At 64.5% G+C, this 23,782-nt stretch carries 21 protein-coding genes and 2 tRNA genes; 13 read left to right on the forward strand and 10 right to left on the reverse strand.

The annotated features are described in order from the left end of the window. Positions 1–83 precede the first annotated feature (83 nt). From ACFSM0_RS03225 to rsfS, 3 genes are read right to left on the reverse strand one after another with little or no spacing between them, the layout of a single operon-like run. Positions 84–479, reverse strand: a complete 396-nt coding sequence (locus ACFSM0_RS03225; protein WP_377387044.1) for a hypothetical protein — start codon at positions 477–479, stop codon at positions 84–86. A 26-nt stretch (positions 480–505) separates the two neighbouring features. Next, on the reverse strand, positions 506–973 hold the full coding sequence (gene rlmH, locus ACFSM0_RS03230; RefSeq protein WP_377387047.1) for a 23S rRNA (pseudouridine(1915)-N(3))-methyltransferase RlmH: 468 nt from the start codon (positions 971–973) through the stop codon (positions 506–508). Between the two features lie 9 nt (positions 974–982). Beyond that, positions 983–1,345 carry a ribosome silencing factor gene (gene rsfS, locus ACFSM0_RS03235; protein WP_377387050.1) on the reverse strand — a complete coding sequence of 121 codons (363 nt, stop codon included), beginning with the start codon at positions 1,343–1,345 and terminating at the stop codon, positions 983–985. Between the two features lie 415 nt (positions 1,346–1,760). Here rsfS and leuC point away from each other — a divergent pair, with 415 nt between their 5' ends. The 11 genes from leuC (at position 1,761) to rfbA (ending at position 11,739) form a co-directional block, all read left to right on the forward strand. Continuing rightward, entirely contained in the window at positions 1,761–3,167 is a 1,407-nt protein-coding gene (gene leuC / locus ACFSM0_RS03240; RefSeq protein WP_377387053.1) for a 3-isopropylmalate dehydratase large subunit, read from the forward strand. A gap of 12 nt (positions 3,168–3,179) precedes the next feature. Continuing rightward, entirely contained in the window at positions 3,180–3,785 is a 606-nt protein-coding gene (gene leuD, locus ACFSM0_RS03245; RefSeq protein ID WP_377387056.1) for a 3-isopropylmalate dehydratase small subunit, read from the forward strand. A 335-nt stretch (positions 3,786–4,120) separates the two neighbouring features. Next, complete coding sequence (locus tag ACFSM0_RS03250) at positions 4,121–4,888, forward strand: hypothetical protein (RefSeq protein WP_377387059.1); 768 nt, start codon at positions 4,121–4,123, stop codon at positions 4,886–4,888. 35 nt (positions 4,889–4,923) lie between these two features. Beyond that, positions 4,924–5,877 carry an endonuclease/exonuclease/phosphatase family protein gene (locus ACFSM0_RS03255; protein ID WP_377387184.1) on the forward strand — a complete coding sequence of 318 codons (954 nt, stop codon included), beginning with the start codon at positions 4,924–4,926 and terminating at the stop codon, positions 5,875–5,877. Positions 5,878–5,946: 69 nt separating this feature from the next. Then, positions 5,947–7,056: a 3-isopropylmalate dehydrogenase gene (leuB, locus tag ACFSM0_RS03260; protein ID WP_377387061.1), complete on the forward strand. Its 1,110-nt coding sequence runs from the start codon at positions 5,947–5,949 to the stop codon at positions 7,054–7,056. Positions 7,057–7,164: 108 nt separating this feature from the next. Then, positions 7,165–8,136, forward strand: coding sequence for a DMT family transporter (locus ACFSM0_RS03265; protein ID WP_377387064.1), 972 nt, complete (start codon positions 7,165–7,167; stop codon positions 8,134–8,136). A gap of 85 nt (positions 8,137–8,221) precedes the next feature. Continuing rightward, a tRNA-Pro gene (locus ACFSM0_RS03270) sits at positions 8,222–8,298 on the forward strand. Positions 8,299–8,403: 105 nt separating this feature from the next. Then, a complete protein-coding gene (gene rfbC / locus ACFSM0_RS03275; RefSeq protein WP_377387067.1) occupies positions 8,404–8,964 on the forward strand; it encodes a dTDP-4-dehydrorhamnose 3,5-epimerase in 561 nt (186 codons plus the stop codon). Between the two features lie 2 nt (positions 8,965–8,966). Next, complete coding sequence (rfbB, locus tag ACFSM0_RS03280) at positions 8,967–10,013, forward strand: dTDP-glucose 4,6-dehydratase (protein ID WP_377387070.1); 1,047 nt, start codon at positions 8,967–8,969, stop codon at positions 10,011–10,013. Continuing rightward, a complete protein-coding gene (gene rfbD / locus ACFSM0_RS03285; protein ID WP_377387073.1) occupies positions 10,010–10,861 on the forward strand; it encodes a dTDP-4-dehydrorhamnose reductase in 852 nt (283 codons plus the stop codon). The genes rfbB and rfbD overlap by 4 nt, the downstream gene beginning before the upstream one ends. Continuing rightward, positions 10,858–11,739 carry a glucose-1-phosphate thymidylyltransferase RfbA gene (gene rfbA, locus ACFSM0_RS03290; RefSeq protein WP_377387076.1) on the forward strand — a complete coding sequence of 294 codons (882 nt, stop codon included), beginning with the start codon at positions 10,858–10,860 and terminating at the stop codon, positions 11,737–11,739. Before rfbD ends, rfbA begins: the two co-directional genes overlap by 4 nt. Positions 11,740–11,742: 3 nt before the next feature. On the opposite strand, the gene ACFSM0_RS03295 is transcribed toward rfbA, so the two are convergent. Continuing rightward, complete coding sequence (locus tag ACFSM0_RS03295; RefSeq protein WP_377387079.1) at positions 11,743–12,810, reverse strand: DUF2793 domain-containing protein; 1,068 nt, start codon at positions 12,808–12,810, stop codon at positions 11,743–11,745. 141 nt (positions 12,811–12,951) lie between these two features. Here ACFSM0_RS03295 and ACFSM0_RS03300 point away from each other — a divergent pair, with 141 nt between their 5' ends. Further along, on the forward strand, positions 12,952–13,902 hold the full coding sequence (locus tag ACFSM0_RS03300) for a glycosyltransferase (RefSeq protein ID WP_377387082.1): 951 nt from the start codon (positions 12,952–12,954) through the stop codon (positions 13,900–13,902). Here ACFSM0_RS03300 and mtgA read toward each other — a convergent pair whose 3' ends face one another. The 6 genes from mtgA to ACFSM0_RS03330 form a co-directional block, all read right to left on the reverse strand. Beyond that, positions 13,903–14,640: a monofunctional biosynthetic peptidoglycan transglycosylase gene (gene mtgA, locus ACFSM0_RS03305; protein WP_377387085.1), complete on the reverse strand. Its 738-nt coding sequence runs from the start codon at positions 14,638–14,640 to the stop codon at positions 13,903–13,905. 105 nt (positions 14,641–14,745) lie between these two features. Next, on the reverse strand, positions 14,746–19,284 hold the full coding sequence (gene gltB / locus ACFSM0_RS03310; RefSeq protein WP_377387088.1) for a glutamate synthase large subunit: 4,539 nt from the start codon (positions 19,282–19,284) through the stop codon (positions 14,746–14,748). Beyond that, positions 19,281–20,012 carry a hypothetical protein gene (locus tag ACFSM0_RS03315; RefSeq protein ID WP_377387090.1) on the reverse strand — a complete coding sequence of 244 codons (732 nt, stop codon included), beginning with the start codon at positions 20,010–20,012 and terminating at the stop codon, positions 19,281–19,283. Before ACFSM0_RS03315 ends, gltB begins: the two co-directional genes overlap by 4 nt. A 50-nt stretch (positions 20,013–20,062) precedes the next feature. Then, positions 20,063–21,496: an NAD(P)-dependent oxidoreductase gene (locus ACFSM0_RS03320; protein ID WP_377387093.1), complete on the reverse strand. Its 1,434-nt coding sequence runs from the start codon at positions 21,494–21,496 to the stop codon at positions 20,063–20,065. 204 nt (positions 21,497–21,700) lie between these two features. Then, positions 21,701–22,495 (reverse strand): undecaprenyl-diphosphate phosphatase, encoded by a 795-nt coding sequence (locus ACFSM0_RS03325; protein ID WP_377387096.1) that lies wholly within the window; start codon positions 22,493–22,495, stop codon positions 21,701–21,703. 3 nt (positions 22,496–22,498) lie between these two features. Then, positions 22,499–23,485 carry a complex I NDUFA9 subunit family protein gene (locus ACFSM0_RS03330; protein WP_377387099.1) on the reverse strand — a complete coding sequence of 329 codons (987 nt, stop codon included), beginning with the start codon at positions 23,483–23,485 and terminating at the stop codon, positions 22,499–22,501. Between the two features lie 170 nt (positions 23,486–23,655). On the opposite strand from ACFSM0_RS03330, the gene ACFSM0_RS03335 reads away from it, so the two are divergent. Continuing rightward, a tRNA-Leu gene (locus ACFSM0_RS03335) sits at positions 23,656–23,740 on the forward strand. Positions 23,741–23,782 lie beyond the last annotated feature (42 nt).

The raw sequence follows: 23,782 nt of genomic DNA on the forward strand, positions 1-23,782 counted from the left end.
GGCCTTTCGAGATTGTGGCGAAAATGTGGCTTTCGCCCGCAGTTCGATTCAAATGCGCCGGGGATGAGGGCTCCGGGAGCGGCTCAGAGCGGCGGTGCGGCGTCGAGCAGCCGGTCAATCAACGCGGCGCGGGCGGCATCGTCGAGCGGCGCATCGAAGCGCCCGGCGCCCTGCGCCTCGCCCGTGCCGCCGGGTGGGTCAAGCCGGGCCACGAACTGTTGCGTGCTCGCTTGCAGCAAAACGAGGGTGAGCGCGGGCGCGGGGCTCTCTTGCAAGATCACGGCACGGTCAGGGTAGCGCGCGGCAACCCGTTCGACAAAGAGCGCGCAAATCGCCTCGGGCGTGGAAAGCTTGGGCTGATCGCTGCGGCAGGCCACGGCGAGCGGCGTGGCGGCGCCCCGCTCCGCCTCGGCGGGGGCGGCGAGCGGCGCGGCGATCACCGAAAGGCCAACGAAAAGGGTGGCAAGCGGTCTGGCCATGATCTTTCTCCGCGGTGCAGGGCGCCTCAGGCGCGGTGATAGGGCGTGCCGGCGAGAATCTGCCCGGCCCGGTAGAGCTGTTCGGCAAGCATCACCCGCACCAGCATATGCGGCCAGACCATGCGCCCGAAGCTGAGCGACCAGTCTGCCTTGGCGCGCAAGCCTGGCGCAATGCCATCGGCGCCGCCAATCACAAAGGCCAGATCGCGCGCGCTGTCGCGCCAGCCGCCAAGCCGCGCGGCAAATTCGGGCGAAGAGACCAGATCGCCGCGTTCGTCGAGCGTGATCACCACGGCACCGGCGGGCAGGGCGCGCTCAAGGAGGGCCGCCTCTGCCTCCATGCCAAGGTTGCGCTTGTCTTCCACCTCAACGACCAAAGCCGGGCCGAGCCCCTGGGCTCGCCCGGCCTTGCCGAAACGGTCGAGATAGTCGGAGATCAGATCATGCTCCGGTCCCTTGCGCAGCTTGCCCACTGCGCAGATCGTCACCTTCATGCGCTCAGGTCAGACGCGGGTGCCCGCGGGCAGCCACATCTTCTCGAGCTGGTAGAATTCGCGCACTTCGGGGCGGAACACATGCACGATCACGTCAGAGGCGTCGATCAGAACCCAGTCGCCCTGATCCTTGCCCTCGATCTTGCAGTTGCGGCCGAACTCTTCCTTCAGCCGTTCCACCAGTTTCTCGGCGATGGCGCCAACCTGCCGCGAGGAGCGGCCCGAGCAGATCACCATGTGATCGGCAATCGAGGACCGACCGCGCAGGTCGATCGTGACGATATCTTCGGCCTTGTCGTCGTCGAGAGAAGCCAGAACGCGCGTCAGAACCTGATCGCTCGTCGTTTCGGCAGTCGTCGCGGATGCGCTCATGACCGCCACCGATGCGCCCGAGGAGAGGGGCGCGACAGAGAGTTGAGACAGGACATTGTCCTCCAAGGGCTCACGCGCCGCAAAGACCCCGGCGCCGGGCTGGAGAAAGATTACCATTTGATGCGTCAAATCTCAACCGATCCACGCAGACCGCGGCGCCGCAGGTCAGGTCATGGTTGATGGCGGCAGGCGCGCAGGTGACATTTCCTTGCGTGACGGGGGCCGATGCCCTATATCGCGCCCCATGATCCGCATTTTCGACATGGATGATCGCGCTCGCCTGCGTGAGCGCTTCTACGGCGAAAGCCGCTCCGTCCTCGCCCGACTTTGATCGTGGCGAAGGGCGCTGATGCCCTGTCTGACCGGCTCACGCCGACCGATCTCTATTCTTCACAGCTATCCAAGTGAGAGAGCCATGTCCGCTCCGAAGACCCTCTATGACAAGATCTGGGATGCCCATGTCGTTTCCGAAGACGCCGATGGCACCTGCCTGCTCTACATCGACCGCCACCTCGTTCATGAGGTGACCTCGCCGCAAGCCTTCGAGGGCCTGCGCCTGACCGGCCGCAAGGTCCGCTGCCCGGAAAAGACCATCGCCGTGCCGGACCATAACGTGCCCACCACCGAGGGCCGCGAGACCCATATCGACAACGAGGAAAGCCGGATTCAGGTCGAGGCGCTCGACAAGAACGCCAAGGATTTCGGCATCAACTACTACCCGGTGACCGATATTCGCCAAGGCATCGTGCATATCGTTGGCCCCGAACAGGGCTGGACCCTGCCGGGGATGACGGTTGTGTGCGGCGACAGCCACACCGCGACGCATGGCGCCTTTGGCGCGCTCGCGCACGGGATCGGCACCTCGGAGGTGGAGCATGTGCTCGCCACCCAGACGCTGATCCAGAAAAAATCGAAGAACATGAAGGTGGAGATCACCGGCAAGCTCAAGCCCGGTGTGACCGCGAAAGACATCACCCTCGCGGTGATCGGCCTCACCGGCACCGCGGGCGGCACCGGCCATGTGATCGAATATTGCGGCGAGGCGATCCGCGCGCTTTCCATGGAAGGCCGGATGACGGTCTGCAACATGGCGATCGAGGGCGGCGCGCGCGCGGGCCTGATCGCACCGGATGAAACCACGTTTGACTATGTGCGTGGCCGTGCCCATGCGCCCAAAGGCGCGCAATGGGAAGCGGCGCTCAATTGGTGGAAGACCCTCTTCACCGACGAGGGCGCGCAGTTCGACAAGGTCGTGACGATTCGCGGTGAAGACATTGAGCCGGTTGTCACCTGGGGCACCTCGCCCGAGGATGTGCTGCCGATTTCGGCCGTGGTTCCCGCGCCGGAAGATTTCACCGGCGGCAAGGTGGAAGCCGCGAAACGCGCGCTCGACTACATGGGCCTGACGCCGGGCCAGAAGCTCACCGATATTGCCATCGACACCGTGTTCATCGGCTCGTGCACCAACGGGCGGATCGAAGATCTGCGCGCCGCGGCGGAAATCGTGAAGGGCAAGAAGATCAAGGACGGCATGCGCGCGATGGTCGTGCCGGGCTCGGGCCTTGTGCGCCATCAGGCCGAGGAAGAGGGGATCGCGCAGATCTTCATCGACGCGGGCTTTGAATGGCGTCTGGCCGGGTGCTCCATGTGCCTCGCCATGAACCCCGACCAGCTCGGCGAATACGAGCGCTGCGCCTCCACCTCGAACCGCAACTTCGAGGGCCGTCAGGGCTACAAGGGCCGCACCCATCTGGTGAGCCCGGCAATGGCCGCGGCGGCGGCGCTGACCGGGCATCTGACCGATGTTCGCGAGATGATGTAAGGAGCGAGACAGATGGAAAAGTTCACCAAGGTCACCGGCATCGCCGCGCCCATGCCGCTCGTCAACATCGACACCGACATGATCATCCCGAAAGGGTTTTTGAAAACGATCAAGCGCACGGGCCTTGGCGTCCATGCGTTTGACGAAATGCGCTATGACCGGCAGGGCAACGAGAACCCGGATTTCGTGCTCAACAAGCCGCAGTATCGCAAGGCCGAGATCCTCGTCGCGGGCGACAACTTCGGCTGTGGCTCCTCGCGCGAGCATGCGCCCTGGGCGCTCGCCGATTTCGGCATCAAGGTGATTGTCTCGACCTCGTTTGCCGACATCTTCTTCAACAACTCGTTCAAGAACGGGATGCTGCCGATCGTGCTGCCGCAGGCCGAGGTTGACCTTCTGATGGCCGATGCCGAGAAGGGTGCGAATGCGCGGATGACGGTTGACCTGGACGCGCAGGAGATCACCACCTCCGATGGTCATGTGATCAAGTTCGAGGTCGATCCGTTCAAGAAGCACTGCCTGCTGAACGGGCTCGACGACATCGGCCTGACGCTGGAAAAGGTTAGCGCCATTAACGACTTTGAAACAAAATCTGCGCAGAGCCGCCCCTGGGTCTGACGGATATAGCGGTCTTCGGGCGCGCAACCACAAGATGAAGGGCCGCCCACTGGGCGGCCTTATTTTTGCACCAAATTTGATGCAATCAGGCACCACTCAAACCCACAAATGGCCTTAAAGATAAGTAAACCCTATACGAATGATTGCCAGACCAGACGAAATTGGGCAGAATCATGGCAGAAAAAAGGCAGAACGCCGCAATCGGCGAGAACGCAAGGCACGGGGGCGGCAGTGTATCGACCCTGGCAGAGGCAAAGGGCAAAGCCGTGGTCGCACGTTATTTCGGTGCGCTGGCGAGGGCGATTCTGGTCGTTATCGTCATTGCATTCCCCTCCATGATTCTCCCGTCGGTCAACGCCGATACCGGGCAGGTGGTCACGTTGGTTGCCCTGTTCGCCGCCGCGCTGACCTTTTTTGAATATGCCTCGGTCTATCCCGGTCTGGTCGAGTTTCGCGATGCGCCGCCCTTCAACCGGATCCGCTATGGATCGCTGTTCGTGATGGTCGCGCTGCTTTCGGTGGTGGTGCTGGCGCGGTTCGAACCCTCGACCTTCGCCCAGTTCGTCGATGTGCTGGGCGCGGCGATGGCGCGGGTGATCGACATTCCCTACAGCCCGGTGCGGCTTCTGGTGCTGATGCTGCCCGCCGATGCCCCCGCCGCCGAGGTCACGCTGATCCGCACGGCGGGCGGGCTTGCCTTCATGACCGCGCTGGTGACGCTGGCCTGTTTTGTGGTGATGATCCGCGCGCTGGGCTGGCCGATGGGCGGGCAAAGCTTCAATGTCTGGGTCAATCTGCCAATGTTTGACCCGACCGCAGGCGGCGATGTGGTCGAGCGGTTGCGCCGGGATGCCTGGTTCAACATTGCGATGGGCGTGCTTTTGCCGTTCCTTGTTCCGGCGGTGATCAAGGCAGTGTCGGCCGGGTTTGCGCCGGTCTCGCTTGAGGCGCCGCAGACGCTGATCTGGACGGTGACGGCATGGGCCTTTCTTCCCACGAGCCTCTTCATGCGCGGCATTGCGATGGGCCGCGTGGCGGATATGATCGCGCAAAAACGCCGCGCCGCCGCCAAAGCAGAGGGTGGCGCGCTGCAGCCGGTCTGATCTTCGCGCTGGCAGCGCCCGCCTGCGCGGAGGATCTGCGGCTTGCCACTTATTCCCCCGCGCTCTCGCGCCCCGGGCCGGGGCTCGCCCTTGCCGCGATCGAGGGTGGCAAGGATCGTCAGGTCGAGGCGGTGCTGGGCGTGATTGCCATGGCGCATCCCGACATTCTCCTGCTCACAGATCTGGACTGGGATTTTCGCGCAGAAGCTCTGCGCGCCCTGCAGGCCCGGCTGCGCGCGCGCGGGCTCGATTACGGCTATTTCTTTGCGCCGCAGCCCAATACCGGCATCGACACCGGTTTTGATATCGACGGCAACGGGCGGCGCGGCGAGGCGCGCGATGCGCAGGGCTATGGCCGCTTTACCGGCCAGCATGGCCTGGCCTTGCTCTCGAAAGTTCCCATCGGCGCGACGCGCGATTTCTCCGCCTTTCTCTGGCGCGATCTGCCCGGCGCGCAGATTGCGGGGGCACGCTTGCCCGCGGGGGCCGAGCATGTGCAGCGGCTGTCGACGAGCGCGCATTGGGATGTGGAAATCACAACCGCCTCGGGGCCGCTGCATCTGTGGGCCTTTGCCGCCACCCCCCCGGTGTTTGACGGGCCCGAAGACCGCAATGGCCGCCGCAATGCCGATGAGATCGGCTTCTGGCGGCGCTACCTGGAGAGCGCTTTGCCCGCGCCACCCACCGCCCCCTTCGTGCTGATCGGCAAGGCGAATCTTGATCCCGAACGCGGCGAGGGCCAGCATGCGGCCATCGCAGAACTTCTCACCGATCCGCGCCTGCAAGACCCCGCGCCCACCGGCCCCGGCGCGCCCGCTGCCGCCCCGCTGGCCACGGCGAATTTTGCGGGCGGACCCGGCCCGCTCCGGCTCGATGTCATCCTCCCCGCCGCCGGGCTGCGGGTGACGGGGAGCGGTGTGATCTGGGCCGAGCCCGCCGCGCTGGGCTCTGATCACCGGCTTGTATTCGTTGATATCGCGCTCCCCTGAGGGCCGCGCTTGACCCGGCCTCCCCCCTCGGCTAGGCCGCTTGCAACCCTTTTTCCTCTGGAGAAGACCATGGCCAATCCTTCCATTCTCATCCTCGCCGGCGACGGCATCGGCCCCGAAGTCATGGCCGAAGTGAAGAAGATCATCACCTGGTATGGTGAGAAGCGCGATCTCGTCTTCGACGTGAGTGAAGACCTTGTGGGCGGCGCCGCCTATGACGTGCATGGCGTGCCGCTGGCGGATGAAACCATGGCGAAGGCGCAGCAAGTCGATGCCGTGATGCTTGGCGCCGTGGGCGGGCCGAAATACGACGTGCTCGATTTTTCGGTGAAGCCCGAACGCGGCCTTCTGCGCCTGCGCAAGGAGATGGACCTTTTCGCCAACCTGCGCCCCGCGCAATGCTTTGATGCGCTCGCCGATTTCTCCTCGCTGAAAAAGGACGTGGTGGCCGGGCTCGATATCATGATCGTGCGCGAGCTGACCTCGGGGGTCTATTTCGGCCAGCCGCGCGGCATCACCACGCTGGAAAATGGCTCGCGCGTGGGCATCAACACCCAGCACTACACCACCGAAGAAATCCGCCGCGTGGCGCGCTCGGCCTTTGAGCTGGCGAAGCGGCGGGGCAACAAGGTCTGCTCGATGGAGAAGGCCAATGTGATGGAATCGGGCATCCTGTGGCGCGAGGAAGTGCAATGGGTGCATGACAACGAATACCCCGAGGTCGAGCTGAGCCACATGTTCGCCGACAACGGCGCGATGCAGCTCGTGCGCTGGCCCAAGCAATTCGATGTGATCCTGACCGACAACCTGTTTGGCGACATCCTCTCCGATTGCGCCGCAATGCTGACCGGCTCGCTCGGCATGCTGCCCTCGGCCTCGCTCGGCGCGCCGATGGCGAATGGTCGCCCGAAGGCGATGTATGAGCCCGTGCACGGCTCGGCCCCCGACATCGCCGGGCAGGGCAAGGCCAACCCGATCGCCTGCATCCTGAGCTTTGCCATGGCGCTGCGCTACAGCTTCGATCAGGGCGACGAGGCGAGCCGGCTTGAAAAGGCCGTCGAGAAAGTGCTGGCCGATGGTGTGCGCACGGCCGACCTGATGGGCCCCGATGGCGGCACGCCGGTCTCGACCGCCGAGATGGGTGCGAAGATCATCGCCGCGCTCGACGCGAGCCTCTGATCTGGCAAAATTCTGAAAGGCGCGGGGGGCGAAAGCTTCCCGCGCCTTTGCTTTGCCGCTTGCCGCGCCGCCCGCGCGCCGCATATGCATGCGATGCAGGAGGCTGCGATGGTCGGAAAACAGAACGCGAAAGGCGCCCTTCTGGGGCTTGCCGCGATGGCGGTTTATGCCGCGCATGACGTTGTGGTGAAGGTGCTCGGCACCGGCTATTCGGCGGTGCAGATCCTGTTTTTTGCCGCGCTGCTGAGCTTTCCGGTGCTGACCGTGATCTTGTTGCGAGATCGCAGCGAGGTCAGCCTGCGCCCGGTGCGCCCGGGTTGGGTGATCTTGCGTGCGGTGGCGACCATGATCAACGGTGTCGCCGCCTTTTATGCGTTTTCGCATCTGCCGCTGGCGCAGGTCTATCCGCTCCTGTTTGCGATGCCGCTGATGGTGACGGTGATGTCGATCCCGATCTTGGGCGAAAAGGTGGGCTGGCACCGCTGGGCCGCGGTGATCACCGGGCTTGCGGGGGTGCTGATCGTGGTGCGGCCCGGGCAGGCGGAGCTGGAGCTTGGCCATCTGGCGGCGCTGATGGCGGCGATTTGCGGCGGGCTTGCCTCGGTGATCGTGCGCAAGATCGGCCATGAAGAGCGCTCGCTCGTGCTGCTCCTGTCACCGCTTCTGGGCAATGTGCTCGCGATGGGGCTGGCGCTGCCGCTCATTTGGGTGCCGCTTGAGTTGCCCGGTCTTGCGCTGATGGGGGTGGTGGCGCTGCTCGGGCTGAGCGGAGCTTTTCTCTCGATTCTCGCCTATCGGTCCGGCGAGGCGGTGATCGTGGCGCCGATGCAATATTCGCAGATCCTCTGGGCGGTGTTTTATGGCTGGGTGTTCTTTCATGAACGGGTCGATGCGGTGACGCTGCTGGGGGCCAGTGTCGTGATCGGCTCGGGGCTCTACATCGTCTGGCGCGAAAGCACGGGGGAGACCTCGCGCTTCAAACCGGTTCTGGCCAGCCGCGGGCGCAGCGAAACCGCGACCACGCCGCGCCCCTCGATCCTGCAGCGCGCGCTCAATATCGGCGCCCGGGGAGGGCGCTGACCGGGGCGCCGAAACGTCGCGGCAGGAAAGCGCACGAATCCCCCTTGCAAATGCCGGCGCGGTTCGGTAACTCGCCCCTCACGGTCGGAGCGTAGCGCAGCCTGGTAGCGCACCTGCTTCGGGAGCAGGGGGTCGGAGGTTCGAATCCTCTCGCTCCGACCATGATATCTCCCGATACTTCCAGCACATCTGCCGCCGCCCTTTGGGGTGGCACTTGCGTTTTTGGCCCGCTATAGCTTGCGCAACTCATTGCCGCAGGAAGTTAGTATGAAGGTCGAAGCCACGCGCCTGCCGGGCGTTCTGATCCTGACACCGAAGCGTTTCGGCGATCATCGCGGGTTTTTCTCTGAAAGCTGGAACCGCCGCACGCTGGAAGCGGCGGGAGTGAGCCTTCCCGAGTTTGTTCAGGACAACCATTCCCTCTCGCGCGCGGTGGGAACGGTGCGCGGGCTGCATTTTCAGAGCCCGCCGCATGCACAGGGCAAACTGGTCCGCTGTGGCCGTGGCCGGATCTTTGATGTGGCGGTGGATGCCCGGCGCGGCGCGCCCAGCTATGGCCAGTGGGTTGGCGAGGAGCTCAGCTTCGAGAATGGCCGTCAGCTCTGGATCCCGGCAGGCTTCTTGCATGGCTTCATGACGCTCGAGCCCGACAGCGAGATCATCTACAAATGCACAGATCACTACGCGCCCGAATGCGATGGCGGTGTGCGCTGGGATAGCTGCGGCATCGACTGGCCGCTTGCCGGAGTTACCCCGGTGCTTTCCGAGAAGGACGAGAAGGCCCCCGCCTTCGCGGATTTTGTCACGCCCTTCCGCGCCGAGGTGTGAGCATGAAGATACTGGTGACCGGCGGCGCTGGCTTCATTGGCTCGGCGGTGGTGCGCCTTGCGGTGGCGCGCGGGCATAATGTGGTCAATGTCGATGCGCTGACCTATGCCGCCTGCCTCGAAAATGTTGCCTCGGTCGCCGCCAGCCCGCTTTACGCCTTTGAGAAGGCCGATATCCGCGACCCGGCGGCGCTCGCGCGCGTGTTCGCCGCCCATCGGCCCGATGCGGTGATGCATCTCGCCGCCGAGAGCCATGTGGATCGCTCGATCGACGGGCCGGGCGTGTTCATCGAGACCAATGTGACCGGCACCTACAACATGCTGCAGGCGGCGCGCAGCTACTGGGAGGCGGAAGGCCGCCCGGCAAGCTTCCGCTTCCATCACATCTCGACCGATGAGGTGTTCGGCTCGCTCCCGCCCGACCCGCGCCAAAAATTTACCGAAGACACGCCCTATGACCCGCGCTCGCCCTATTCGGCCTCCAAGGCCGCGTCAGACCACCTTGTCCGCGCCTGGCACGAAACCTATGGCCTGCCGGTGGTGCTGACCAATTGCTCGAACAATTACGGGCCGTTCCACTTCCCCGAAAAACTCATTCCGGTGATCATCCTCAATGCGCTCGCCGGCAAGCCGCTGCCCATTTATGGCGATGGCTCGAATATCCGTGACTGGCTTTTTGTCGAGGATCACGCCGATGCGCTGCTTTTGGTGCTTGCGAGGGGTGCGCCGGGGCGCAGCTACAATATCGGCGGCGAGAACGAGCGCACCAATCTTGAGCTGGTCAAAACGCTCTGCACCATTCTGGACCGGCTGCGGCCGAAAGCATCGGGCTCCTATGCCGATCAGATCACCTTCGTGACCGATCGCCCCGGCCATGATGCGCGCTATGCCATCGACCCGGGCCGAATCCGCGCCGAACTGGGCTGGCGCCCGAGCGTGACGGTTGAGGAAGGGCTTGAGCGGACCGTGCAATGGTATCTGGAAAACGAGCCGTGGTGGCGCGCCTTGCAGACCCGCGCGGGCGTGGGGGAAAGGCTCGGCAAGGCATGATGCTGGTGTTTGGCAAGACCGGGCAGGTGGCGACAGAGCTTCAGGCGCTCGCGCCCGGGGCGCGCTATCTGGGCCGCGATGAGGCGGATCTGATGACCCCCGAGGCCTGCGCGGCCGCGATCCGCGCGGCGCGGCCCGAGGCGGTGATCAATGCCGCCGCATGGACTGCCGTGGACAAGGCCGAGGCGGAGGAAAACGCGGCGACGATGGTGAACGGCGCGGCGCCCGCGGCGATGGCTGCGGCCTGCGCGGCGCTGGACGTTCCCTTCGTGCATATCTCGACCGATTACGTGTTCGACGGTGCGGGCGAGACGCCCTTTCCGGTGACGCAGCCAACGGCGCCGCTGGGCGCCTATGGCCGCTCGAAGCTTGCGGGGGAGGAGGGCGTGCGCGCGGCAGGCGGGTGCCATGCGATCTTGCGCACCTCGTGGGTGGTTTCCGCGCATGGCACGAATTTCGTAAAAACCATGCTTCGGCTTTCGGACACACGCGCGAAGCTCACCGTGGTGGCTGATCAGGTCGGCGGGCCGACGCCCGCGCGGGCCATTGCCGAGGCCTGCCTTGAGATCGCGCGCCAGCTTTGCGCGGATTCTTCCAAAACCGGCACCTATCACTTTTCCGGGGCGCCCGATGTAAGCTGGGCCGATTTCGCCCGCGAGATTTTTGCGCAGGCGGGGCGGGCGACCGTGGTGGAGAATATTCCCGCCTCGGCCTATCCTACGCCCGCGCGCCGCCCGGCCAATTCCCGGCTCGATTGCTCCCGCACCCAAGAAGTGTTCGGCCTTGCCCGCCCGGATTGGAAAGCGGGGCTTTCGGAAATTCTGAAATGTCTGGAGAGCGCGAAATGACCCGGCGCAAAGGCATCATCCTCGCCGGAGGCTCCGGCACGCGGCTTTACCCGATCACCATGGCTGTCTCCAAGCAGCTCATGCCGATCTATGACAAGCCGATGATCTATTATCCGCTCACGGTGCTGATGCTTACCGGCATTCGCGAGATCGCGATCATCACCACGCCGCAGGATCAAGACCAGTTCAAGCGGCTGATCGGCGATGGCAGCCAATGGGGCTTGCGGATCGAATGGATCACCCAGCCCTCGCCCGATGGTTTGGCGCAGGCCTATCTGCTGGCCGAAGACTTTCTTGCCGGTGCGCCCTCGGCAATGGTTCTGGGCGACAATATCTTTTTTGGGCATGGCCTGTCGGAACTGCTCGCGACAGCCGACCAAAAAGAGATTGGCGGCACCGTTTTCGGCTATCACGTCGCCGACCCGGAGCGCTATGGCGTGGTGAAATTCGACGCCGAAGGGCGTGTTGAGGAAATCATCGAAAAGCCCGAGGTGCCGCCCTCGAACTATGCGGTGACGGGGCTCTATTTCCTCGACGGAGATGCGCCGCGCCGCGCGCGCATGGTCCGGCCCTCGGCGCGGGGCGAGCTTGAAATCGTCTCCCTGCTCGAAAGCTATCTGAAAGATGGCACGCTCTCGGTGGAGCGCATGGGCCGCGGCTATGCCTGGCTTGATACCGGCACGCATGGCAGCCTGCTCGATGCGGGCAATTTTGTGCGCACGCTCTCGAAGCGGCAGGGGATGCAGAGCGGCTGTCCGGAAGAGATCGCCTATGAGGCGGGCTGGATCACCGCCGAGGAGCTGGCCGCCCATGCCGAGCCGCTCAAGAAGAACGATTACGGCAAGTATCTGCTCGGGCTTTTGCGCGACCGGGGCTGAGGCTCAGAGCCAGCGCCCCATAGCCATCACCCGTGCATTGGCGGCGCTCGCCGCGCTTGTGCTCGCCATCAAGGCCACAGAGACGGTGGTGGGGGTGGCCGCGCCAAAGCTCAGCCAGCGCGCAAGCCCCTCGCCGCTGCCGCTGAGCACTGGTGCTGCCACGAATGGTGCGGGAAAGGTCCAGCTTTGCGCGGCGGAAGTGAAGAGCGCGCCGCTTGCGGTCGAGACCGCGGCAAAGCTCAGCGTTCGCGTGCAGATCATCGTGCCGTCGGCAAAGCGCACCATCTCGCCATTCGCGCCGCTGCTGCGCTCGATGACGGCGCCGGTGGGCATGCCTGCAGCGGCACTGACCGTGCCCAGAATATTGCCCGGCCCATAGCCGAAATCTGCGCGCATCAGCCGCCCCGGCGTGATGTCATGTGCGGTCTGTTGCACCGCCTCTCCGGTCGCATGGCCCGTGGTCGGCTCGAAGCGCAGCGCGGTATGGAAACTCGCGCCATCGGCGCTCACCTTGATCGCAAAAGCATCCTCCCCCACGAGGCCCATCTCGGCGCGCCCGGCCCAGCTGGACTGGAACAGAAGGCTCGCCGTCTCGCCAGCCGCCGCCTTGTTGATCTTGAGTTGATGGCCTGCCCCCGCATGGCTCAAGAGCGTGGCGGGCCCACGCACAGAGAGCCGGTTGATCGCATCGGCGGTGGTCTGGATGCCGAGGCTCTCGAGCCCTTGCAGATCAACGCCGGGGCGGACCCAGTCACTGCCGTCAAACACCCGCAGCGCGCCTGCGGGCGTGGCCGCGCGCCAGCCGGGCCTGGGCAGGATAAAGCGCCAGACCCCGTCGATATAGGCGGCCAGCATGCCCGCCGCCGCCGCCCAGGCGCCGGTGGGCGCGGTGCCGAGCGCGTGCACCTCGCCCTCAAGCGGGCTCGCGGGCGGGGTGATGGCGTCAAACGCGGCCACAACGAGCTGCACCACAATGTCGAGAAGCTGCACCGCCTCGTTATGGGGGACGTGCTTTTGCGCCTGCGAGGGCAAAATGAACGGCAAGGCGAGGATGGGGGAAGTATCGGCCATGATCGGTCCTGAACGCTGATGATTTGGACCAGAGCCTAGGAACCGGGTTTTGAGAGCCCCTTACCCCAGCGCGCGGTGCCAAAGGTTGCAACCCCGCCACGCAGGTTTTACGACTTCGGCACGCCAGCACAGGAGGCCGCAGTGACGAAAGCCGGAGCGCACAGCGCGGACACGCCGCATGTGGTGATCCTGATGGCCACGTATCAGGGGGCAGAGTGCCTGCGCGCCCAGCTCGACAGTCTTGCCGCACAGACCCATGCGAACTGGTCTTTGCTGGTGGGGGATGACGGGTCGCGCGATGCCACCCGCGCGATCCTTGCCGCCTTTGCCGCAGAGGGGCATGCGGTGCGGCTGATCGACGGGCCAGGGCAGGGCGCGGCGGCAAACTTCATGGCGCTCTTGCGCGAGGCGGCCCGGAGCGCCCCGCCCGGCGCATGGATTGCGTTTTGCGATCAAGATGATGTCTGGCTGCCAGAGCGGCTCGCCCGCGGCGTTGCGGCGCTCTGTGGCAACGCAGGGCCGGGGCTTTATTGCAGCCGCACGCTGATTGTCGATCACGACCTTCAGAACCCGCGCCTTTCGGTGCCGCGCCCGCGCCCCTTGGGGTTTCGCAATGCGCTGGTGCAAAATGTGGCGGCGGGGAACACCATCCTTCTGGAGGCCGAGGGCGCCGCTCTGGCCATGGCGGCGAGCCTGGAGGCGGCGCAGGTGGTGGTGCATGACTGGTGGACCTACCAGATCCTTTCGGGCTGCGGAGCCCGGCTTGTGCATGATGATGCGCCGACGCTGCTCTACCGGCAGCACGCCGCCAACGAGATTGGGGCAAACGATTCGCGCCGGGCGCAGCTGCGCCGCCTCGGCATGCTTTTGCGCGGCACGATGCGCGACTGGACGACGATCAACATCGCCGCGCTCAGCGGCTCACGGCACCGGTTCACGGCAGAGAATCGCGCGCTTTTTGAGGCTTTTGCGGCCCTGCGCGGGCGGCGTTTGCCGGGCCGGCTCATCGCTTTTGCGCGGCTCGGGCTCTACCGGCAGACCCGGATCAGCACGCTGGCGCTCTGGGTCTCGGTGCTCATCGGGTTGATGTGATCACTCGCTGAAACAGCGCGCCCGGCCATCGTGGCGGATCGTTTCGGCGCCATCTGCAATGGCATTGGCGCGGCGCGACACGAAGCGCGAGGGTTTTGCCGCAGAGCGCCCCTTCGGGTCGGGCAGCACCGCCGCGAGCAAGGAGGCCTGACGCGCCGAGAGCTTGTCCGGCGTGGTGCGGAAGTAGTGGAAGGCGGCGGCATTGACGCCAAACACACCCTCGCCGAATTCTGCGACGTTGAGATAGATCTCGAGAATGCGCCGCTTCGACCAGATCGCCTCCACGGGGGGGGTGAGCATGGCTTCGAGCGCCTTGCGCGGCCAGCTGCGCCCCTGCCACAGGAACACGTTTTTCACCACCTGCTGCGAGATCGTCGAAGCGCCGCGATTGGCGCCCTTGTCGATCGCCTGACGGATCGCCGCCATGTCAAAGCCCCAGTGGTTGCAGAAATTGGCATCCTCTGCCGCCACGGCCGCGCGCAGCATGACGGGGGCAATATCCTCGGCATCGGTCCATTCCTGATCAACGCCGCCGAGCCTGTGCGCCTCGCTCCACATCGTATAGGTGGTGGGCGGGTTGATGAAATCATAAACGACGATCAGCGCCAGAAGCGCCGCCGCAAGGCCAAGGGCAAACCGTGCCGCCCACCCCGCGAGCCGCCTGAGCGTGGGCCTGAGCCCGATACGCTGCCGCGTGCTCTGGCCTTTTGCCTTTGATGTGTTCCTGCTTCGCCCCATGCCGCCATAAGCCATGCCGGGCCCGATCTGGTCAAGCGCCGAGCCATCACGAAAAGGGCGGCCCCTTGCGGCGCCGCCCTCTTGGTCATCCGTTCGGGTGCGGGCTTATTCCGCAGGCACAGCCTTGGCCTCGTCAGAGAGCGGGAAGGGCAGATGCATCAGCATCTCCTTCGGGCAGACCTGCAGGAAGTTCTTCCGCTCCGCTTCCCAATTGGCAAGAATCGCATTGGCCTTGGCCGAGCCCGTCTCTTTCGCATGACGCTCGATCATGCCCTTGAGCTGGGCTTCCCAATGGGCGTGGCCAAGCGCACAGGTGACGAGGCTTTCAAGGTTCATGTAATCCTCGGCCAGCCCCTCCGGGTCATAAAGATAGGCCATGCCCCCGGTCATGCCCGCGCCGAAGTTTGCGCCGATCCGGCCAAGGATCACCGCCACACCGCCGGTCATGTATTCACAGCCGTTCGAGCCACAGCCTTCGACCACCACCTTGGCGCCGGAGTTGCGCACCGCGAAGCGCTCGCCCGCGCGGCCCGCCGCGAACAGATAGCCATCGGTTGCCCCGTAAAGCACGGTGTTGCCGATGATCGTGTTCTCTGCCGCGGTGAGCGGGCTTGCCATCGGCGGGCGCACCACGATCGTGCCGCCCGAGAGCCCCTTGCCAACATAGTCGTTCGCATCGCCCGACACTTCGAGCTTCAGCCCCGGCGCCGCAAAGGCCCCGAGCGACTGGCCGCAGGAGCCGGTGAGCCGCACCGTCAGGTGATCGGGCTGCAGCGCGTTGCGCATCCCGAAGTTCTTGACGATATGCGAGGAAGCACGCGTGCCGATAGTGCGCAGCGTGTTGCGCACCGCGTAGCTGAGCTGCATCTTCTCGCCATCTTCAAAGAAGCGGTGGCCGTCCTTGATGATCTCGGCATCGAGCGTGTCGGGCACGTAGTTGCGCGGTTTCGAGCGGTCATAGACGATCTTGTCCCAGCCATCGACGGTGATCAGAAGCGGGTTCAGGTCAAGGTCGTCAAGGTGCGCCGAACCCCGGCTGACCTGCGTGAGCAGGTCGGCCCGGCCGATGATCTCATCCATCGACCGCGCGCCGATGGAGGCGAGCAACTCGCGCACTTCCTGCGCGTAGAAGGTGATCAGGTTCACCACCTTCTCCGCCGAGCCGGTGAATTTGGCACGCAGTTTCGGGTCTTGCGTGCACACGCCCACCGGGCAGGTGTTGGACTGGCATTGGCGCACCATGATGCAGCCCATGGCAATCAGCGCCGCGGTGCCGATGCCATATTCCTCGGCGCCCATCATCGCCGCCATCACGATGTCACGCCCGGTGCGCAGGCCGCCATCGGTGCGCAGCGTCACCCGCTCGCGCAGGTTGTTCATCGCCAGCACCTGATGCGCTTCGGTCAGGCCCATCTCCCACGGCAGCCCGGCATATTTCACCGAGGTCGCCGGAGAGGCGCCGGTGCCGCCGTTATGGCCCGAGATCAGGATGATGTCGGCCTTGGCCTTCGCCACGCCCGCCGCAATCGTGCCCACACCCGAAGAGGCCACGAGCTTCACCGTCACCTTGGCACGCGGGTTGATCTGCTTGAGGTCGTAGATCAGCTGCGCGAGGTCTTCGATCGAGTAAATATCGTGGTGCGGCGGCGGGCTGATCAGCGTCACGCCCTTGGTCGAGTGGCGCAGCCGCGCGATCAGCTCGGTCACTTTCATGCCCGGAAGCTGGCCGCCCTCGCCGGGCTTGGCGCCCTGCGCGACCTTGATTTCCAGCTCTTCACAGGCGTTGAGATATTCCGCGGTCACGCCAAAGCGCCCCGAGGCCACCTGCTTGATCTTGGCGGAGGGGTTGTCGCCGTTCGGCTCGGGCACGAAATGCGCCGGGTCCTCGCCGCCTTCGCCACTGTCCGATTTCGCGCCGATCCGGTTCATCGCCACGTTCAGAAGCTTGTGCGCCTCGGGAGAGAGCGCGCCAAGGCTCATGCCGGGCGTGACAAAGCGCTTGCGGATCGCGGTGATGCTCTCCACCTCTTCGATCGGCACCGGTTTGCCGAGCGGTTTGATGTCGAGCAGATCGCGGATGTGGATCGGCGGGTTCGCCCGCATCATCGCCGAATACTGCTTCCACAGATCATAGCTCGAGCGGTCGCAGGCCGATTGCAGCATATGCATGGTCTGCGCTTCCCAGGCGTGTTTCTCGCCGGTCTTGCGCGATTTGTAGAAGCCGCCGATCGGCAGCACGTCTTGCCCGCCAAGCCAGCCCTTCACATGCACTTCCTCAAGCTTGCGCTGGATGCCGTGCAACCCCATGCCGGAGATGCGGCTTTGCATGCCGGGGAAATATTCCGCGACCATGGCGCGCGAAAGGCCCACGGCTTCAAAGTTCAGACCGCCGCGATAGGAGGAGATGATCGAAATCCCCATCTTCGACATGATCTTGAGAAGGCCGGCGTCGATCGCATCGCGGTAGCGGCGCAGGTTGTCTTCAAGCGAGCCCGAAAGGAGGCCGCGCTCGATCCGGTCGGCAATGCTGTCTTGCGCGAGATAGGCGTTCACCGTGGTCGCGCCAGAGCCGATCAGCACCGCGAAATAGTGGCTGTCGATGCATTCGGCAGAGCGCACGTTGACCGAGGTGAAGGTGCGCAGGCCCTTGCGGGTCAGCCAGGAATGCACCGCCGAGGTGGCAAGGATCATCGGCATCGCCACCTTGCCCGGCCCCTGATGCTCGTCGGTGAGCACGAGGTGCGAGGCGCCCGAGCGCACGGCATCTTCGGCCTCGGCGCGGATCCGCTCCAGCCCTTCGCGCAAAGCCTCCTGATCTGCGCCCTGCGGGAAGGTGCAGTCGATCGTCGTCACCGTGGTGGCGAAGGCCTTCATCATCTCGCCGAATTCGGCATTGGCCACAAACGGGCTCTCAAGGCTCCAGATCTCGGTCTGGGTCGCGTTTTCCTCAAGCACGTTCTTGAGGTTGCCAAAGCGCGTCTTGAGGCTCATCACCCGGCTTTCGCGCAAGGAGTCGATGGGCGGGTTGGTGACCTGGCTGAAGTTCTGCCGGAAGAAGTGGCTCAGCGGGCGGTATTGCTTGGAGAGCACTGCGGGCGGCGTGTCATCGCCCATCGAGGCCACGGCTTCCTTGCCGTCCTCGGCCATCGGCGCGAGAATGTTTTCAAGCTCTTCGACCGAATAGCCCGCCGCAATCTGGCGTTTGCGCAGTTCTGCGCCGCTGTGCATCGCCACTTCCGGCACATCGCGCAGGAGCGCGTTCAGGTCCACCACCTTGCCGACCCAATCGCCAAAGGGTTGGCTGTTGGCGAGCCGGTCCTTGATCTCGCGGTCGCGGTAGAGCTTGCCCTCGCGCATGTCGACGGCGATCATCTGCCCCGGCCCGAGCGCGCCTTTTTCGCGCACGCTCATCTCGTCAACCGGAACCATCCCGGCTTCCGAGCCCGCGATCAGCATGTCATCGCCCGTCACCACATAGCGCATCGGGCGCAGGCCGTTGCGGTCGAGCCCGCCGCAGACCCAGCGGCCATCGGTCATGGCGAGCGCGGCGGGGCCATCCCAGGGCTCCATCACCGCGTTGCAATAGGCATACATGTCTTGCCAGGCTTGCGGCATGTCGGTCGTGGTTTTCGACCAGGCCTCGGGCACGAGCATGGTTTTCGTCATCGGCGCCGAACGGCCCGAGCGCACCATCAGTTCGAACACCGCATCCAGCGCGCCCGAGTCCGACGCGCCAGCCGGGATGATCGGCTTGATATCCTCGGCGGCATCCCCGAAGGCAGAGGAAGCCATGCGGATCTCGTGGCTCTTCATCCAGTTGATGTTGCCCTTGATCGTGTTGATCTCGCCGTTATGCGCGAGCATGCGGAACGGCTGGGCGAGCCACCATTGCGGGAAGGTGTTGGTCGAATAGCGCTGGTGGTAGATCGCAAAGGCGCTTTCGAAGCGCTCGTCCTTCAGGTCGGGGTAGAACTCGGCGACCTGCTCGGCGAGCATCATGCCCTTGTAGATGATCGAGCGGCAGGAGAGCGAGCAGATGTAGAGCCCGGCCACCTGCGCGGCGACGGCGGCCTTCTCGATCCGGCGGCGGATGATGTAAAGCTCGCGCTCGAACTGCTCGGCGTCGATGTCCTTCTCGCAGCGGATCAGGATCTGTTCGATCTCGGGGCGGGTGGCATTGGCCTTCTCGCCCAGCACCGAGGTGTTCACCGGCACGTGGCGCCAGCCGTAGATGTAATGGCCCATCCGCAGCACTTCGGATTCAACGATCGTGCGGCAGCGCTCCTGCGCGCCAAAATCGGTGCGCGGCAGGAAGATCTGGCCCACCGCCACGAGTTTTTCGCGGTCGGGCTCGTGGCCCGTGCGGCGGATCTGGTCGTAAAAGTAGGGCGCCGGGATCTGCACATGGATGCCTGCGCCGTCGCCCGTCTTGCCATCGGCATCAACCGCGCCGCGGTGCCAGATCGCCTTCAGCGCATCAATGCCCGAGGCCACGACCTTGCGGCTCGGCTTGCCGTCGAGCGAGACCACAAGGCCCACCCCGCAAGAGGCATGCTCGTCCTCGGTCTTGTAAAGCGAATGTGCGTCCATCCACTTGCGCTTGGCTTCCTCGGCGGCAACCCAGGCTTCATCGTAATTCATCATTTCACGGCCTCCTTCGAGGGATGGTCAACGAGGGGCGACAGATCGGTCAGCATCATGTCGCAATCATATTCGGGGCGCGTGGCGGCAAAGCCCTCTTCGCCCGGGAAGGCAAAGCTCACCGGCGTATCGAGGCTGGTGGCGCTGTCGCCATAGGCATTCTCGTAGTTTTCGGTCGCGCCGAAGAAGAGCCGCATCTTGCGGCTGATCAGCTGTGTGCCCTTGCGGGTGGCGGTCTGGTTGCCCGCCGCATCTTCGATGCGCATGTCGAAGGCGCAATATTCAAGCGGCACGCCGTCGATCGCGGTGGTCTGGCCGGTCAGCTCGTCATGGCCAACAAAGTGCTGCGCCGCGCCGGTATTGGATTGCGTGACAAAGTCGTAATCATCACGGCCCTCGGCCAGCAGAGTTGAAAACGAGGCATGGTCCGCCGAGCCCGCAGTGTCGAGCGTTTCGATCTCGCCTGAGTAAAGGCTCACGCTTTCCACCCAACGCGTTTCCGCATCGACATGGCTGAGGAAATATTCGCCCTCACCATCGGCAAAGGAGATCCACTGATCGCCCGGCGGGTCGCCTGCGCAGGTGTAATAATTCGCCACCTGGCAGGAATGCATCTGCACCGTCATGCCGAGCGTGCAGCCCGCGGGCGGCACGAACACCGCCCCCGCATGGGCGGGCGCGGCGGCGCAAAGCCCCCCGGCCGTCAGCACAAGGATTGCATGTCGGAGCATGACGTGCCCTTTCGAAGACCCGGACCGGGGCGCGGTTTGCGCCCGGGTGCTCATTCTGCCGCGATGCGGCCGGAGCCATCAAGGAACCGGATGATCTCCGTTCCCGCCTCACGGCCATCGCGGATCGCCCAGACAACGAGCGAGGCGCCGCGCACGATGTCCCCCACCGCGTAAACGCCGGGCAGGCTCGTGGCATGGGTGCCGAAATTCGCCTTGACGGTGCCCCAGCGGGTGGTTTCCAGCGCTTCGGTGGCCCAGAGCGTCGGCAGGTCTTCGGGCTCGAAGCCGAGCGCGGTGATCACAAGATCGGCGGCTTCTTCATAAAGCCCGCCTTCGATCGGCTCGGGGCTTTGGCGGCCCGAAGCATCGGGCGCGCCAAGGCGCATGCGCTGCACCGTCACCGAGGCGACTGGGTTGCCCGCGAAGGCCTTCGGCGCCGAGAGCCAGACGAACTCTGCGCCCTCTTCCTCGGCATTGGTCACCTCGCGCTGGCTGCCGGGCATGTTGGCCCGGTCGCGCCGGTAGAGGCATTTGACCGAAGTGGCGCCCTGACGAATGGCCGTGCGCACGCAGTCCATCGCCGTGTCGCCGCCGCCGATGACCAGCACCCGCTTGCCCTCGGCATTGAGCGTGCCGTCGTCGAACGCCTCCACCTCGTCGCCAAAGCTCTTGCGGTTTGACGCGGTGAGATAGTCGATGGCGCGGACGATCCCCGTGGCATCGGAGCCGGGGTCGGTGAGCGCGCGGGTTTTGTAAACACCGGTGGCGATCAGCACGGCATCATGCTTGCCGCGGATCGCGTCAAAGGAGATGTCGGTGCCGACATTGCAGTTGAGCACAAACTCGACGCCGCCCTCTTCAAGTTGCTTCACGCGGTTCATCACCACGTCTTTTTCAAGCTTGAAGCCGGGGATGCCATAGGTGAGCAGCCCGCCCGCCCGGTCATTGCGGTCGTAAACGGTCACTTGCACGCCCGCGCGGCGCAGCACGTCGGCTGCCGCGAGCCCGCCGGGGCCGCCGCCGATGATGCCGACAGACTCGGGCCGGTCCATCGCCGGTTTGATCGGCTTTACCCAGCCGCGATCCCAGGCGGTGTCGGTGATGTATTTCTCGATCGCGCCGATCGTCACCGTGCCATGGCCGGATTGTTCGATCACGCAATTGCCTTCGCACAGACGATCTTGCGGGCAGATCCGGCCGCAGATCTCGGGGAAGGTGTTGGTGGCCTGGCTCACCTCATAGGCCTCGGCCAGCCGCCCCTCGGCGGTCAGGCGCAGCCAGTCCGGGATGTTGTTGTTGAGCGGGCAGTGGGAGTGGCAATAGGGCACGCCGCACTGGCTGCAACGGCTCGCCTGCTCGGTCGCCTTCACTTCGGCGTACTCGCGGTAGATCTCGTCGAAATCGTGCGAGCGCACGGCGGCATCGCGTTTTTCGGGCGTCTCCTTCGCCGTGGTGACGAATTTGAGCATGCGTTGCTGTGCCATGGTTGCACCTCCCTTGGTGTAAAGCCGGGTGCGCCCTCATACACCGGGGCCAAATAAATTGAAAGTCAGTATGTATGACCTAATATGCGGAAAATCGCGCGCGATGCCACGGCTGGGGCCGCAAATTCACAAATTATAGGTCAGCAATCAATACCTATATCGAAAAACAGACGTTTCCACAGGGGATTTTTTAGTGATTCGATCTCAGGAAACCACGCCTGCAGCCACGAGCGCGAGGAGGGCGCCGCCAAAAACGATCCGGTACCAGGCAAAGATCGTAAAGCGGTGCGTGCGGATGTAGCCCAAAAGCCATTTCACCGCGACGAAGGCGGTGAGGGTGGAGACGACAAAGGCAATGCCCAGTGAGACCCAGTCTTCTGCCGGAGCCTCTCCGCCAAATTGCTTGAGCAGTTCATAAGCGGTTGCCGCATACATCGTCGGGATGCCGACAAGAAAGGCGAACTCGGTCGCGGCGGCGCGGTTGGAGGTGCCGAGCAGCATGGCGATGAAGATTGTCGAGGCCGAGCGCGAGGTGCCGGGAAAAATCCCGGCGATGATCTGCGCAAGGCCCACCGCAATCGCCACCGTCATGGTGATGCGCGCGCAATCCGGTTTGCGCTCGGCAAGCCGCTCGGCAACGATCATCCAGACACCGCCGATCACAAGCGCCAGCGCCACCGGCATCACCGTTTCGGGAAGCTCGAAGCCAAGCTTCTTGACCACAAGGCCAAGCACTGCGGTGACAAGAAAGGCCACCGTGAGCTTGAGCATGTAATCGCGGTTTTCCGCCATGCCGAGCCCGGCAAACAGCCCGACGATCCGGCGCCAGTAGATCAGCGTGACGGCAAGGATCGCCCCCGCCTGAATCGCGATATTATAGGTGTCGGAGCGCGCACCGAGCCAGGTTTCCGCCAGCAGCAAGTGACCGGTGGAGGAGATCGGCAAAAACTCCGTGATCCCCTCGATCACCCCAAGGACGACATCGGCCCAATACGACATGGATCACCCGTGTTTGCGCAAATTCTTTGCCGAGGCCTGAATCGCCTCGTATTGCCCGTGCGGACGGAAGCGCCAGAGGTAATCGGGCAGCACCGCGCCCATCGGCGTCGGCGTGATGCCAAGGTCGGCGAATGTCTTCGCGCCCTTCGACACCACATTGTTGCGGCCGAGGTTCTTGAGCTGGTCCACCGTCAGGATGCGGTTGGTGATCAGCCCGCCGGTGAGCCATTGCACCGTGTCGCCAGCCACGGCGGTGAGCTTGGAGACGAAGCCGGGCAGGCTGATGACGGGGGGCTTGCGCTCCACCACTTTCAGCATCCGCTTCATCAGCTTTTCGAAAGTTTCGACATCGGGGCCACCAAGCTCATAGGTGCCTTCGGCCTCCCCCAGCACGGCTTTCACCGCAGCCTGCGCCACGTCATCAACATAGACGGGCTGGAATTTTGTCTCCCCCGCCGTGATCGGCAGCACCGGGAGCATCTTTGCCATCGTCGCGAAGCGGTTGAAAAAATCGTCCTCGGGGCCAAAGATCACGGAGGGCCGCAAGATCACCGCCTTCGGGAAAGCCTTGAGCACCGCCTGCTCGCCCCAGCCCTTGGAGCGGGAATATTTGCTCTCGGCTTCATTGTCCGCGCCGATCGCAGAGATCTGCACGAGCCGCTCCACGCCCATCTCGGCCGCAATCTTGGCGATGCGCTCCGCACCCTCGGCCTGCACCGCCGCGAAGGTGTTCTTGCCCTCGGTCACGAGAATGCCGACGCAATTGACCACCGCATCCGCGCCCTGCATTGCCGTGCGCACCGAGGCGGCGTCGCGAATGTTGCAAAAGATCGGTTCGACCTGGCCCACCGCGCCATAGGGTCGCACGAAAAGCGCCTCGTTCGGGCGCCGCACCGCCACGCGCACGCGCCAGCCTTCTTTCGCCATGCGCCGGGCGATGTAGCGCCCCACGAACCCCGAACCGCCATAGATCGTGACCAGCTTCGACATCGCCCTCGGTCCCATATTGCATACCATCGTATCCAGATTTAGCCGCAAGGCCTCGGCCAAACAAGGGAGAAGGCGGGGCAAGAGGCGAAGGGGACCTGCCGGCGCAATATTTCTCGCGCCCCCTGTTGACAGCCCTCGCGCCGGGAGATACATCGCCCCCCACGACATCGGCCCAGATGGCGGAATTGGTAGACGCGCACGGTTCAGGTCCGTGTGCCGCAAGGCGTGGAGGTTCGAGTCCTCTTCTGGGCACCATTTCTTCCGGCTTGCCGGTTGAAAGACCCCCGCTTCGGCGGG

The sequence above is a fragment of the Rhodobacter lacus genome (assembly GCF_042683065.1).
GTDB lineage: Bacteria > Pseudomonadota > Alphaproteobacteria > Rhodobacterales > Rhodobacteraceae > Rhodobacter > Rhodobacter lacus.

What these genes read in the sequence shown, in the direction of transcription:
- rsfS (WP_377387050.1), bottom strand. Translation starts at nt 1,345, where the DNA reads ATGAGCGCATCCGCGACGACTGCCGAAACGACGAGCGATCAGGTTCTG.
- rfbB (WP_377387070.1), top strand. Translation starts at nt 8,967, where the DNA reads ATGAAGATACTGGTGACCGGCGGCGCTGGCTTCATTGGCTCGGCGGTG.
- leuC (WP_377387053.1), top strand. Translation starts at nt 1,761, where the DNA reads ATGTCCGCTCCGAAGACCCTCTATGACAAGATCTGGGATGCCCATGTC.
- ACFSM0_RS03320 (WP_377387093.1), bottom strand. Translation starts at nt 21,496, where the DNA reads ATGGCACAGCAACGCATGCTCAAATTCGTCACCACGGCGAAGGAGACG.
- leuB (WP_377387061.1), top strand. Translation starts at nt 5,947, where the DNA reads ATGGCCAATCCTTCCATTCTCATCCTCGCCGGCGACGGCATCGGCCCC.
- ACFSM0_RS03225 (WP_377387044.1), bottom strand. Translation starts at nt 479, where the DNA reads ATGGCCAGACCGCTTGCCACCCTTTTCGTTGGCCTTTCGGTGATCGCC.
- rfbA (WP_377387076.1), top strand. Translation starts at nt 10,858, where the DNA reads ATGACCCGGCGCAAAGGCATCATCCTCGCCGGAGGCTCCGGCACGCGG.
- gltB (WP_377387088.1), bottom strand. Translation starts at nt 19,284, where the DNA reads ATGATGAATTACGATGAAGCCTGGGTTGCCGCCGAGGAAGCCAAGCGC.
- leuD (WP_377387056.1), top strand. Translation starts at nt 3,180, where the DNA reads ATGGAAAAGTTCACCAAGGTCACCGGCATCGCCGCGCCCATGCCGCTC.
- ACFSM0_RS03325 (WP_377387096.1), bottom strand. Translation starts at nt 22,495, where the DNA reads ATGTCGTATTGGGCCGATGTCGTCCTTGGGGTGATCGAGGGGATCACG.
- rfbC (WP_377387067.1), top strand. Translation starts at nt 8,404, where the DNA reads ATGAAGGTCGAAGCCACGCGCCTGCCGGGCGTTCTGATCCTGACACCG.
- rlmH (WP_377387047.1), bottom strand. Translation starts at nt 973, where the DNA reads ATGAAGGTGACGATCTGCGCAGTGGGCAAGCTGCGCAAGGGACCGGAG.
- mtgA (WP_377387085.1), bottom strand. Translation starts at nt 14,640, where the DNA reads ATGGGGCGAAGCAGGAACACATCAAAGGCAAAAGGCCAGAGCACGCGG.
- ACFSM0_RS03265 (WP_377387064.1), top strand. Translation starts at nt 7,165, where the DNA reads ATGGTCGGAAAACAGAACGCGAAAGGCGCCCTTCTGGGGCTTGCCGCG.
- ACFSM0_RS03250 (WP_377387059.1), top strand. Translation starts at nt 4,121, where the DNA reads ATGATTCTCCCGTCGGTCAACGCCGATACCGGGCAGGTGGTCACGTTG.
- rfbD (WP_377387073.1), top strand. Translation starts at nt 10,010, where the DNA reads ATGATGCTGGTGTTTGGCAAGACCGGGCAGGTGGCGACAGAGCTTCAG.
- ACFSM0_RS03315 (WP_377387090.1), bottom strand. Translation starts at nt 20,012, where the DNA reads ATGCTCCGACATGCAATCCTTGTGCTGACGGCCGGGGGGCTTTGCGCC.
- ACFSM0_RS03295 (WP_377387079.1), bottom strand. Translation starts at nt 12,810, where the DNA reads ATGGCCGATACTTCCCCCATCCTCGCCTTGCCGTTCATTTTGCCCTCG.
- ACFSM0_RS03330 (WP_377387099.1), bottom strand. Translation starts at nt 23,485, where the DNA reads ATGTCGAAGCTGGTCACGATCTATGGCGGTTCGGGGTTCGTGGGGCGC.